Below are 12,131 nucleotides of genomic sequence, written 5' to 3' on the forward strand. Positions count from 1 at the left end.
ACGCCGATGGATGCCACGACTTTCGACAACCTCAAGACCCTGGTGGTCGCCTATGCCACGCAGTTCGGGGTCAAGATCCTGGCAGCGCTAGCGTTCTGGGTCATCGGCCGATGGCTGATCCATTTTGTGGTACGGATGGTGCAGAACGCGCTCGGCAAGCAGAAGGTCGACCCGACGCTGCTGCGCTATGTGGGTTCGATCGTCACGGTCACGCTGAATGTGGTGCTGGTGATCGGCATCCTCGGCTACTTCGGCATCCAGACCACCACCTTCGCCGCGCTGATTGCCGCCGCCGGCGTGGCCATTGGCATGGCATGGTCGGGACTGATGTCGAATTTCGCGGCCGGCGCGTTCCTGGTGGTGCTGCGGCCGTTCAAGGTGGGTGACTTCGTTACCATTGGCGGCGTCACCGGCACGGTGCGCGAGATCGGGCTGTTCGCCACGTCGCTCGATACGCCGGACAACGTGCAGACCGTGATCGGCAATAACAAGATCTTCAGCGATACCATCCAGAACTTCACCGCCAATCCGTACCGGCGCGTGGAACTGAAGGCCCAGCTCGCGGGCAGCACCGACGTGGCCGATGCGGCGGCGCTGCTCAAGTCGCGCATCGCGCAGATCCCGAACGTGCTGCCGGAACCCGCGGTCGACGTGGAGATCCTGGAATTCACGCTGGTCGGGCCGGTGCTGGCGGTACGCCCGCATTGCCACAACGACCATTACTGGCAGGTGTACTTCGACACCAACCGCATCATCCGCGAGTGCTTCGGCCAGGCCGGCTATGCCGCGCCCATGCCGGCACACATGGTGGTCGTACAGCAGGCCGCCGCCTTGCAGCAGGCCGCCTGATTCGTCAGGCAGCCGCCCGGCCAGCGCCGGAGCTGCCGTAGTAACGCATCAGCACCGCGCCAGCGCCGCATAGCGCCATCACCACGGCCAGCGGCAGCGCGGTGCCGTCGCGCCACACGCTCACGGCCGCGCCGCCGAGCGTGCCCAGCGAAAACTGCAGCGTACCCATCAGTGCCGAAGCCGTGCCGGCGCGATGCCCCTGGTGCGCCAGCGCCAGCGCCGAAGCATTGGGCGTGACGCAGCCCAGCGCACCGATAAAGACGAAGAACGCCGCCAGCAGCACCGGCAGCGTCGCCAGTCCGGCCAGCGCCGCCACGGCCAGCACCGCGCCCGCGGCGCAAGGCGCCAGCAGCGCCCGTCCCAGGACCTGGTCGAGCGTGCGACCGTGCACCAGGCGGCTGTTGAGCTGCGACATGACGATCAGGCCCAGCGCATTGGCGCCGAACACGAAACCATAGTGCGACGGCGCAATGCCGTGCAGCTCGATCAGCACGAACGGCGAACCGGAGATATACGCGAACATCCCCGCCGACCCGAAACCGGCCGACATCGAGTAGCCGACGAATTCACGGTCGCGCAGCAGCTCGCCGTAGCTCCTGGCCACGGTGCCAAGCCGCAGCGGCGCCGCCTGGCGCCGGTCCAGCGACTCCTCCATGCGCCAGTGCACCAGCAACAGGATGGCCAGGCCGGCCGCCGCCAGCACCCAGAAGATCGTGCGCCAGCCGGCCGCCGTAAGGATCGCGCCGCCGATGACCGGCGCGAGGATCGGCGCCAGCCCCATCACCAGCATCAGCGACGAAAACGCGCGCGCCGATTCATGGGCCTCGAGCCGGTCGCGGATCACGGCGCGCGCCATCACCATGCCGGCGCAGCCGCCCAGCGCCTGCAGGAAGCGCCACAGCATCAGCGTCTCGGCATTGCGCGCCAGTGCGCATCCGATCGCCGCAACCACATAGAGTCCCAGTCCCAGATACAGCGGCGGCTTGCGGCCAAAGCGGTCGCTGAACGGCCCGTAGAACGCCTGCCCCACGGCAAGGCCGACCAGGAACGTGCCGAGGGTCAGCTGTACCTGGCCGATATCGACGCCAAGGTCGCCCGCCAGCGCGGGAAAGCTCGGCAGGTACATGTCGATCGACAGCGGCGCGATCGCCATCAGCGAGCCGCATATCAAAAGCCAGGCGGGAAAGCGCGCGGTCGAGGCAGCGCTCGGGGAACGGGACATGGAAGAAATCCGGTGCATGCGGTTGCGTGGCGATCACCGCCGCGGGCGATGCCGGGGCGCGGCTGCAAGCCGTTGGAAAGGGGCAATTGTTGCACAACATAACGAAAGCGATGCCGCAGCGGGTTGCACAGGTTTGAAGCACTCGTTCAGGAATATTGCCCTGCCAAGGTCGGGTTCGATGAAGTTGGCAGGATTGGCAAACTTGCCAGATGGTGGAATCAAGCGAGCATCTGACCGGAATGCATGCCATGCGTGCACTGACGCCATGATGGCAGGCGTGGCGTGCCTTTCACGCCTGGCAAGGTGAAGGGTACAATGCCAGCCTGTCGGCGTGAGTGTCGCGTGACATGCGCGGCCGGCCTCGCAGAGACGGACGACAGTACCGCTCCCGGCAACGTTAGCCTGCATGAGAACACGACACACGCCGATTTCCGCTTCGCCTGGCCTGGCCACCCCTGCATGGGTGGCCGCGCTGCTGTTGCCGCTGGCGCTGCATGCGGCACCGGTGCCGGTGCCGGCGCGCAATGCCGCCGCGGCGTCGGCGCCGGCTGCCGCGGTCGACGAAGCCGAACCCCTGTCGCGCATGCTCAAGGGGGCGGCCACGGGCCAGAATACCGGCGCCGCCGGCGTGCCCGAACTGTTGCGCAATACCACGCGCCCCGACAACGTGCTGGCGCGCGCCTGCCGCCAGCTCAACGATGCCCTGCCGATCGAAATCGACGGCGAAACGCGGCTGCGCCGCTGCCAGTCGGTGCCCGGCAAGCACGTGCTGTTCCAGCTGGAACTGACCAATTACCGCGGGCCAATGCTGGATCTCGCCAGCTTCGAGGTCAACTATGCCGCGCCGCTGCAGCGCAATATCTGCGCCAACCGCGACGTGGAAATCCTGACCAAGCTCGGCGTCAGCCTGATGTTCCGCTACATGACCCGCAAGGACCGCGGAGAGCGCCGCATCGGCGATGTCTACATCAATGCGCCGATCTGCACGTCGGCGCTGCGCTGAAGCCGCAACCCGCCAGGAAACAAGAATCGATTGCAAATGACACCACGGTAATGCCGATGGGTGCCGGTTGGCGGTGGTTGGTGCCGGTACCGCCGCCAGCAAAAAAATGGCCCGCATCAGCAGGCCATTTCTTGTTCAGCAGGCAATCGGCGTCACGCCGCGCGCGGCCGCAATGGCAGCACGTTGGCCGCCCTGCGCACCAGCATGCGCGTATCTTTCCAGCCGGCATCGGCCAGCGGCGAACCCCACACCAGCTCATGCAGCCGGGCCAGCGCGAACGGGTTGCCCAGCAGCAGGTGCTTCTGCGCCGGTGTCAGCGCGCGCGGACCATGGGTCAGCGCATGCTCGACCAGCGTTTCGTGGCGCCGGCGTGCCGCTTCGGGCTGCACCGGCCGCGCGGTCGCGGTCGCGCACATCAGCGCATTGGTGACCGGGTCCACCACCGCATCGACAAAGTCAGGCGTGTCCGCGGCGTTCTCGACATGCTGCTGCGTCTCGACGATCTCGCGCGGCACCAGCGTTTCTTCCGGGATCATGAACAGGCCCGCATTGCGCGAGGCACGGCCCAGCGACACGCGCGACAGCATCACCGACAACGGGATCGACATTGCCAGCGACCCGACGATCGGCAGCAGCCACAGCACGTACGACGGGTTCAGCCAGTAGACCAGACCGCCCCACGCAAACCCCAGCGCGGTGTGCCAGCCGTGGCGGCGGAACGCCTCGCCCCAGGTGGTCTCGGCGTCTTCGCGCGGCGGCGATTTCCACGAGATGCCCCAGCCGCTGTAGGCGGCAATCACAAACTTGGTATGGAACAGCATCCGCGTAGGCGCCAGCAGCGCTGACAGCAGCACCTCGACCAGCATGCTGGCAAAGAGCTGCACCGCGCCGCCGTAGCGCCGCGCCTGCTTCATCAGCAGCACCACGCTGGCGAGCTTGGGCAGGAACAGCAGCGTGGCGGTCGCCGAGAACAGCGCCAGCGCCTTCTCCGGGTGCCACTCGGGCCAGGTCGGGAACAGCTGGTACTGCTGCGTGAAATACTCCGGCGGCACCAGCGCATGCTTGGCCAGCATCGCCGTGGACAGCAGCAGGAACAACAGCCACAGCGGCGCCGACAGGTAGGCCATGATGCCGGTCAGGAACACCGCGCGGTGCACCACGTGGAAGCCCTGCTTGAGCCACAGCCGGAAATTCATCAGGTTGCCCTGGCACCAGCGGCGGTCGCGCTTGACTTCGTCGAGCAGGTTCGGCGGCAGTTCTTCGTACGAGCCCTCGAGGTCGTACGCGATCCACACGCCCCAGCCGGCACGGCGCATCAGCGCGGCTTCGACGAAGTCGTGCGACAGGATTTCGCCGGACAGCGGACCGCGGCCCGGCAGCGGCGCCAGCGCGCAATGCTCGATGAACGGCTTGACGCGGATGATGGCGTTATGGCCCCAGTAGTGCGATTCGCCCAGCTGCCAGTAATGCAGGCCCGCAGTGAACAGCGGCCCGTACACGCGCGTGGCGAACTGCTGCACGCGCGCATACAGCGTCTCGCGGCCCACGGCCAGCGGCGCGGTCTGGATGATACCGGCACCGGGGTTGGCCTCCATCAGCCGCACCAGCGTGGCCAGGCATTCGCCGCTCATCACGCTGTCGGCATCGAGCACCACCATGTAGCGGTACTTGCTGCCCCAGCGGCGGCAGAAGTCGGCAACGTTGCCGGTCTTGCGCTTGACGCGGTGGCGGCGCCAGCGATAGAAGATGCGGCCGAAGCCGCCGACCGCGCGGCACAGTTCCATCCACGCGTCGTGCTCGGCGGTGCGCAGGTCCGGATTGCCGCTGTCGGACAGGACGATGAAATCGAAATTGGACAGGTGGCTGGTGCGCGCCAGCGATTCATAGGTCGCGCGCAAGCCCGCGAACACCCGCGTCACGTCCTCGTTGCAGATCGGCATGATAATCGCGGTGCGCGCCTCGGGCGCGAGCGGCCCTTCGGGTGCGGCGGAGCGCGAGATCAGATGCCGGTCGCCGCCCTTGGCCAGCACTAGGAAGCCCATCATCGCGGTCCAGAAGCCCGCCGACACCCAGGAGAACAGGATGGCGAACAGGCCCAAGATCGCGATCTCGAGCGGATCGGCCCCGTGGTATGGCAGCACGCTGGTCATGAAGTAGGTGGCCAGCACGGTCTGGATCAGGACCAGGCCCAGCAGGACCCAGCGCCGGTGCGAGCCGGCCGGATGCCACATGCCTTCGGCATCGGGGCCGTCGTGCAGCGTGTCCCAGGTCTCGGGCACGGGCGGGCGGCCCAGCATGCGGCGCCAGGCATTGCGCAGCCAGCCGGTGACGATATGCGGCGGCCACTGGCGCGGCACCATCGAGCTGCGCTCCGGCTCGGGGCCGGTGTCGACCTTGACGGTGCCATCGTCGCGGCGCTGCAGCAGCGGCTCGCCGCCAACCTGAGGGTTGCCGTAGGCGATGGTGAAACGGCGGCCGACCGACGCGTAGGCGCCGCCGCCCTGCGCGGCGGGCGCGTCCTTGGCGGCAAGGCGCGACTGCAGGCGCGAGATCGCTTCCTGCGCGTCGCGGCCGTCGCGGCCATCGCCGCCGACCGGCATGACCGTGCTGACCGGTGCCAGCGATGCCACCGGTGCCGCGGCCGCGGCGGGCATGTCGGCCAGCAGTTCGCTGCGGATTTCAGGCGATACGGGCAGGCGGTCGACATAGCGCTCGCATGCCGCTGCCTGGGCCGGTCGCTGCTTTAGCCTGGGGGTAAGATGTAGCTCCACGTCTCGGATAGGGTTGTATTGCCGTTGCGAAGATAGCCGCGCAACTCTACCGGCTTGGTTTCATCCTTGCGGCGCATCACCATGGTCATGCGCCAGCCGCCGGTCGCTTCATTGCGCTGTACCGACGTCTTCAGCAGTTCACCGTTGGCATCGGCCGAAACCACCGGGTCGATGCGAACGTCAGCGGGCAGCCTGCGGAAGCCCGGGCCTTCAAAGTCCACCACCAGCGAAAAGCTCGTGTCCTCCTTGCTGGCCGACTGGCCCCGGCCCAGCCGGGTCTGGCTCACCCATGACAGCGGCGGCAGCTGTTCGCCGTCCTTCTGCCACAGCAACCGGTACTCGTAGTCGAAGGCCTGCTTCGGCTTGGGCGGGTTGTCCGGCACCCAGTACGCGACGATGTTGTCGTTGGTCTCGTCCGGCGTCGGGATCTGCACCAGCTCGACCCGGCCCGAGCCCCAGTTGCCGCGCGGCTGCACCCAGCCGCTCGGGCGGCGTTCATACCATGCGCCCAGTTCCTGGTAGCTGTTGAAGCTGCGGTCGCGCTGCATCAGCCCGAAGCCCTGCGGGTTGGTCGCCGCGAAAGACGTCACCAGCAGGCGCTTGGGATTGACCAGCGGGCGCCAGACCCATTCGCCGGTACCCAGGTGGATCGACAGGCCGTCCGAGTCATGCACCTCGGGGCGGAAATCCTGCACCGGCGACGGCTGGTTCTCGCCGAACAGATACATGCTGGTCAGCGGCGCCAGGCCCAGCTTGGTCACGTTCTCGCGCAGGAACAGCCGCGACTTGACCTCCATCGCGGTCTCGGCGCCCGGCTTGATGGTGAAGCGGTAGGCGCCGCTCATGCGGCGCGAATCCATCAGTGCATAGACGATGAGCTCCTTGGCATTGGGGCCAGGCCGCTCGATCCAGTATTCGACGAAGCGCGGGAATTCCTCGCCGGAATTGAGCGCGGTGTCCACCGCCAGGCCACGCGCCGAGAGGCCATACCACTGGTCCTTGCCGAGCGCACGGAAATAGCTGGCACCAAGGAACGACGCCAGTTCGTCCTTGCGCTTGCCCTGGTTCAGCGGATACAGGATGCGGAAGCCGGCAAAGCCAAGCCCCTTGAGCTTGGCGGCGTCGACCTTGTGGGGTCCGTAGTTGAACGCGGCGGGATCGAAGCGGAATTCACGCACGCTGTTGCCCACCACTTCATGGATGCGCACCGGCTGGTCGAACACCATGCCCTCATGGAAGAACGACAGCTCGAACGGCGAGCGCGTGCCGCGCCAGGCGAAACGCTCGGGCTTGTACTCGATCTCGCGGTAGCGCTCGTAGGACAGTTCGCGCAGTTCGCGCGGCAGGTTCTGCAGCGGGGCCTTGTATGGCGATGCTGCCAGTTGCTTGGCGCGCGCGGCGACGGTATCGAAATCGAACGCCTGCGCCGTCATGGCGCACAGTGCCAGGATGCTGCCGCCCAGCCATGCCGCGATCCGTACCCCGGCGCGCGCGCTGCGGCGACGGGCCGGCCCGGGGGCGGGCGCGGAAAATATTGCGGACAAGCGTGGCGTGGCGATCTGTGACATGTATGCCAGGGGAACAGTTAAAACGGAATGACCGGCATCGGCGGTCGGGGCGAAGAGCCTTGCAGGCGGCGCCGCAAGGCACGACACAGCAAGAGGCGGGCCGGGTCCAATATGGCGTGGCCCGAACACGGGTCTCGGCGCCCGCGAGGCACTGTGTCCGGTTTGTTGCGATGCGCAATAAACCATAACAATTCGAGACGCCAAAGTCACGTTTCGACCACGCAAGGTTTGAAACAAAATGTTGGTGGGGTTGCCCGAAAGCCGCTCCGGGCAAGGCTTTGCGGGCGTTCAGGTCACACCGGGTCAAGCGCCGGCGAGCGCAAAGCTCGCCGGACCTCCGGACCAGCGTGATCGGCCGGGGTGCGGCCGTCACCCCGCGCTCGACACTTTTAATACGGTGTTACTTTTTAGCGCCTTCGCTGTAGGGATCGAACTTGCCGCTCTTTGCGCCTTCGGAATAGGTATCGAACTTGCCGCTCTTCATCCCGCCCTGGCTGTATGAATCGAACTTCTGCGCCCCGCCCTCGATCGGCTCCATCTGGTCAGGCCGCGCCCCGGGGTTGAGCGAAGTCACGTTGTCGCTTTTTGCGCCATCGGTGTACGTGCTGAACTTGTCCTGCTTGGCCCCATCGGTGTACGTGCTGAATTTGTCCTGCTTGGCGCCGTCGGTGTAGGGATTGAACTTGTCGGCCTTGCCGGTCTGGGCGTGCAGTGTGCCGAAGGCACAGGCACCGGCCAGGCCAATGATGAGATAGCGCAGCTTCATGGAATCTCCTCTCGGGGGAAAGGCGCTTGCCTTTGCGGTGCGCACCGCTGACAGCCGCTGCGGAACAGGGGATGGCAAGCGTTGGGGCAGCAATCAACGCTAGGTCAGCGCTACGCCGGTGTCAACCGCACCGGCCCCGCCGCAATGCGGCAAAGTGGTCGTCGCCAGCCCGGCATTGCGCTTACAATGCCACCCAAACGACCCATCCGGCTTGCCCGCGCAATGCCTTCCGTCGGCTCGCGGCACGCCAACATGAAGCCAAAGGAATCGTCATGCTGCCTCGGCAAACAGACCGCACTGCCCGCCCGGCCACCCGCGCCGCCATCCGTGCCGCCATCGCCTGCGTGCTCGGCTCCACGCTGCTGCTGGCCGTGGCCGCGCCGGCCCAAGCGTACTTCGACAACTACCTGAGCGGTTCCATCATCGGCACGCTCAACGAGAAGGAAGGTGCCTCGCTGTCGCAATCGGTGCGCAAGGCGCTGAACGATACCGCCGACGGCCAGTCGGTGACGTGGACCTATCCGGCCAGCGGCCGGCGCCAGCAGGTGGATGGCACCATCACCCCTGTTGAAAGCAAGACCGACAAGGGCCAGCAGTGCCGGCGGCTGGAGTCGGAACTCAAGCGCGGCAGTTCGCAGGAGCACTGGAAAGGCTGGTTCTGCAAGCAGCCCAGCGGGCAATGGAAGGCCCGCCACGTCGACGGCTGAAGCAGGCGCCCCGCGCGCGCACGAGCAGTGCTTAGGCCACGCTCATGCGGCGCGCGACGGCGCCCGCTGCGGCCGCGCAGCCGGATCGATCTGCGCGCTACCCGGCCGCTCGAACCATTTTGCTTCAGGCACGTAGACAGTCTTCTCCGGCTGCGCCATGAAGTGCGGCGACATGATCTGCACGCCGTGCGTGTTGAACTGATCCTGGATCGCCGCGTGCAGCGCGGATAGCGCATAGAAGCGGTTGCGCGGGTCATCCAGCGCGGCAAACAGTTCGTATTCGACATAGAAGTCCGACAAGCCACGCTGCAGCACGAACGGCGTCGGCGACGCCGCCACGTGCTCGGCCTGCGCGGCCGCGGCCAGCAGCATGGCATGGACCTGCCGCCACGGCGTGTCGTAGCCGATGGTGACCGAGGTCGAAATCATCGCGGCCTGCCAGACCTCTTTCGTGCCGGTATCGCGCACGCTGCCGTGCCGGGTGTAGTTGTGGATCGCGCTGCCGACCACCACCGCATTCGGCAGCGTCACCTCTTCATTGCGCAGGTTGATGACCTTGACCGACAGCGCATCGAGCGAGGCCACCGTGCCGACGGTATCGCCGATGCATACCATGTCCCCGCGCCGCAGCGCGCGCGAGTACACCACCACCATGCCGCTCATCAGCTGGTTGACCACGTTGGCCGAGCCCAGCGTCACCATAAAGCCGAGCAGCACCGACAGGCCCTTGAACACATCGCTTTCCGAGCCCGGGATATACGGGTAGGCGAAGGTGAAGCCCAGCGCCCAGATCAACGCCGCGGCCAGGCGCCGCGTGGCGCCGGCGGTCTCGGCATGCAGCCCGGGCACCGAGATCTGGCCCTTCTGCACCGCCTTGAAGATATTCGATACCAGCCGCTGCACCGCGCGCGTGATTAGCAGGATCACCACTACCGTCACCAGCCCTGGCACCGCCCCAACCATCGACACGGCAATGCCTGACAGCAGGTGGAGGATGAACGCGCCCATGCGGTCGCCCATCGGCTGCGTCAGCGGAAACTGTTCGAGCGCGAAGTCCAGCCAGGCAAAGGCCAGCACCAGGACCACGCCGACGGCAACGATCTGCACCAGGCGCGCAACCAGCTGGTAGAGCGTGCCGGTCCAGTCGAACTGCCCGGCCCGGCGTTCGAGGTGCAGCGCCACGTGGCGCTGCAATGCCGAGCGCAGGCGCGCGCGCAGCGTCACGCTGGCGCGCGCGACGCCCCAGGCCAGCGCGGCCAGCACGCCCAGGCCGAGCAGGCTCAGCGCCCCGCCGCGGAACAGGTTGGGCCAGTGCAGGTGCGCGCGCCGCGCGGCAATGGCCTGGCGCAGCGCCGCCGCCGCCTGCGCGCCGGCAGCTTCCAGCGTGAGGCTGTCTTCCGGGGAAAGGTCTTGCATGGCCAGGGCGAACAGCAACCGGTCGCCGAGCCGGAACGCGATCATCGGCGCGTCGCCGAGGGTGCCGCTGAGCTGCCCGAGCGGCTGGGCCAGTTCGGCTTCGGTGAGACCGTCGAACAACTGCTGGGCGCGCGCTACGCGCATGGCCGGCGTCGCGCCGCCGATGGCTGCGCGCAGCGTGGCGATGGGACGGTCCATCAGCCGCAGTTCCGCGACTTCGCCGCTGGGCACGGCGATCGGGACTGGTGCCGTTGCCGGTGCCAGCGTGGCCGCCCATGCCGGCAGGCACAGCAGCGCCAGCGTCCACAGGATTGCGATTCGCCGCCACCAAGCTGCAAGCGCTGCCATAGACGCTCCTGTCCGAGGGTTGCATTGCGCTGGCCCGGCACTGCAGGCCAGGCCGGCACGATGCCCGCTAGCATAGCGTGCACAGCTGCGCACGCAAAGCCGTCGCGCAGGAACGAAAAAAAGGAGGCCGTAGCCTCCTGTCTCGATCCGCCGCAACGACCCTGCCTTTCCCCCCGGAAGGCACGGCATGGCGTGCCACAGGGCTGTTGTTCACGCGGCAGGGTCATGTGGACATGGCCCCGCCGTCGTGCCACGCCATCGCAGCGCAGCGGCATGGCGGCACGGACGCCGGCCGCTTCCCCGCTTGCCGGGGAACCGGGCACCGGGCGCCCGCCGCCATCGGCAGCGCGCTCAGGCGCCTTTCTTCGTCATCGGGTCCTTGGTAGAGGGAGCGTGGCTCTTGTTTTTCTTGGCGCTGGTCTTCTTGGCCTTGGCCTTCTGCGTGCCGTCGGCCTTGGCCGGCGCAGCCTTGTCGGCAGCCGGTGCCGCCGGCGTGGCGGGGGTTGCCGGAGTGGCCGGCGTTGCCTGCGCCATCGCGCCCGCACCGAACATTGCCAGCGACAGCATGACGATCCACTTCTTCATTTCGGTCTCCTCGTGAGCCCTGCGTGTAGGAATGCCTGCAATGACCGGCACGCGATTCGCGCCGGGTCATTTGCATCAACGAGGACGGTTTGCACGCGGTTGACCGGGACAAACCCTGACAGGAGCATCGACGCCGCCGGCGGGGTCCAGCTCAACTCAGCGCCTCAACTCAGCGGCACAGCCTGCGCAGCAGTTCACCCGCGATCGTGCCGGGGCCGGCAGGCTGGAAGGTGCCGTACTGCGGCGCGCGGATCGTATAGAGCGAATTGCCGCGCGCGTAGCGCTTGCTGTACAGCGTCTGCTCGACCACCGCGAACATCGACGTGGCACAGTCGAGCACCATGCGCTTGAGCGACGAGCGGATCGGTTCGCCGTTGGCGGTGCGGATCACCCCCGACGGTGAATTGCGCATCAGCACGACACCGACCTGCGTGCCCTGGCGCCGGGTCGCCGACTGGTCGAAGTACGAGACCACGCCGTTGGCCCCCATCAGCGGCAACCAGCGCTGCGGGTCGGGTGCACCAGGGTCGGGCGCTGCCACCAGACGGCAGCCTTCCCTGGGCGTGGAGCGGAACACGGTGCCGGCGTCCGGCGCCTGGCACTCGTAAAGGCCGGCGGCCGCGGCCGGACGCTGGGCCGGCATGGCGCTGCCTTCGGCATGAGCGGCCGGGACGGCCAGGCCGAACATGCAGCCCGCCAGCGCGGCCGCATGCCCAAAAACACGGAACATCATTGAATTGCCCTCGTATAGACGGGAAAAGCGAGCCGCATTGTCGCACACGAAAGGCACGATGTGGCCGCCATGCACCGGTTGCGCACACGCACGCAAATGTCGTCGCCCCGCCCTCCGGGCCAGCAATGTGCTAACTCGTGTACTACAAATAAGGTATGGAGGC

The 12,131-nt window shown here is 67.1% G+C and carries 10 protein-coding genes; 3 read left to right on the forward strand and 7 right to left on the reverse strand.

Annotated elements, in window-relative coordinates; all coding sequences use genetic code 11:
* The first annotated feature begins 6 nt into the window (after window positions 1–6).
* On the forward strand, window positions 7–849 hold the full coding sequence (locus ACAD63_RS27610; RefSeq protein ID WP_135702566.1) for a mechanosensitive ion channel family protein: 843 nt from the start codon (window positions 7–9) through the stop codon (window positions 847–849).
* A gap of 4 nt (window positions 850–853) precedes the next feature.
* Here the strand turns inward: ACAD63_RS27610 and ACAD63_RS27615 are convergent, their stop codons facing one another.
* A complete protein-coding gene (locus ACAD63_RS27615; RefSeq protein WP_133093208.1) occupies window positions 854–2,071 on the reverse strand; it encodes a Bcr/CflA family multidrug efflux MFS transporter in 1,218 nt (405 codons plus the stop codon).
* A gap of 406 nt (window positions 2,072–2,477) precedes the next feature.
* On the opposite strand from ACAD63_RS27615, the gene ACAD63_RS27620 reads away from it, so the two are divergent.
* Complete coding sequence (locus tag ACAD63_RS27620) at window positions 2,478–3,074, forward strand: hypothetical protein (RefSeq protein ID WP_165971433.1); 597 nt, start codon at window positions 2,478–2,480, stop codon at window positions 3,072–3,074.
* A 152-nt stretch (window positions 3,075–3,226) separates the two neighbouring features.
* Here the strand turns inward: ACAD63_RS27620 and mdoH are convergent, their stop codons facing one another.
* From mdoH to ACAD63_RS27635, 3 genes are all read right to left on the reverse strand, one after another.
* Entirely contained in the window at window positions 3,227–5,845 is a 2,619-nt protein-coding gene (gene mdoH, locus ACAD63_RS27625) for a glucans biosynthesis glucosyltransferase MdoH (RefSeq protein ID WP_434034060.1), read from the reverse strand.
* Window positions 5,818–7,413: a glucan biosynthesis protein G gene (locus ACAD63_RS27630; RefSeq protein WP_133093210.1), complete on the reverse strand. Its 1,596-nt coding sequence runs from the start codon at window positions 7,411–7,413 to the stop codon at window positions 5,818–5,820. Before ACAD63_RS27630 ends, mdoH begins: the two co-directional genes overlap by 28 nt.
* Before the next feature lie 400 nt (window positions 7,414–7,813).
* The gene (locus ACAD63_RS27635; protein WP_133093211.1) at window positions 7,814–8,179 is read right to left on the reverse strand and encodes a hypothetical protein; all 366 of its coding nucleotides are present in this window, start codon (window positions 8,177–8,179) and stop codon (window positions 7,814–7,816) included.
* Between the two features lie 272 nt (window positions 8,180–8,451).
* Between ACAD63_RS27635 and ACAD63_RS27640 the strand changes: the two genes are divergently transcribed.
* Window positions 8,452–8,886 carry an RT0821/Lpp0805 family surface protein gene (locus ACAD63_RS27640; RefSeq protein ID WP_135702561.1) on the forward strand — a complete coding sequence of 145 codons (435 nt, stop codon included), beginning with the start codon at window positions 8,452–8,454 and terminating at the stop codon, window positions 8,884–8,886.
* Window positions 8,887–8,928: 42 nt separating this feature from the next.
* Here ACAD63_RS27640 and ACAD63_RS27645 read toward each other — a convergent pair whose 3' ends face one another.
* The 3 genes from ACAD63_RS27645 to ACAD63_RS27655 all read right to left on the reverse strand — a co-directional run bounded on the left by ACAD63_RS27645 (window position 8,929) and on the right by ACAD63_RS27655 (window position 11,968).
* A complete protein-coding gene (locus ACAD63_RS27645; protein ID WP_434034061.1) occupies window positions 8,929–10,650 on the reverse strand; it encodes a mechanosensitive ion channel family protein in 1,722 nt (573 codons plus the stop codon).
* A gap of 351 nt (window positions 10,651–11,001) precedes the next feature.
* On the reverse strand, window positions 11,002–11,235 hold the full coding sequence (locus ACAD63_RS27650; RefSeq protein WP_195427393.1) for a hypothetical protein: 234 nt from the start codon (window positions 11,233–11,235) through the stop codon (window positions 11,002–11,004).
* A gap of 169 nt (window positions 11,236–11,404) precedes the next feature.
* On the reverse strand, window positions 11,405–11,968 hold the full coding sequence (locus tag ACAD63_RS27655; RefSeq protein ID WP_133093215.1) for a surface-adhesin E family protein: 564 nt from the start codon (window positions 11,966–11,968) through the stop codon (window positions 11,405–11,407).
* Window positions 11,969–12,131: the final 163 nt, after the last annotated feature.

It is taken from the genome of Cupriavidus sp. a3 (genome assembly GCF_051015765.1).
GTDB lineage: Bacteria > Pseudomonadota > Gammaproteobacteria > Burkholderiales > Burkholderiaceae > Cupriavidus > Cupriavidus oxalaticus_A.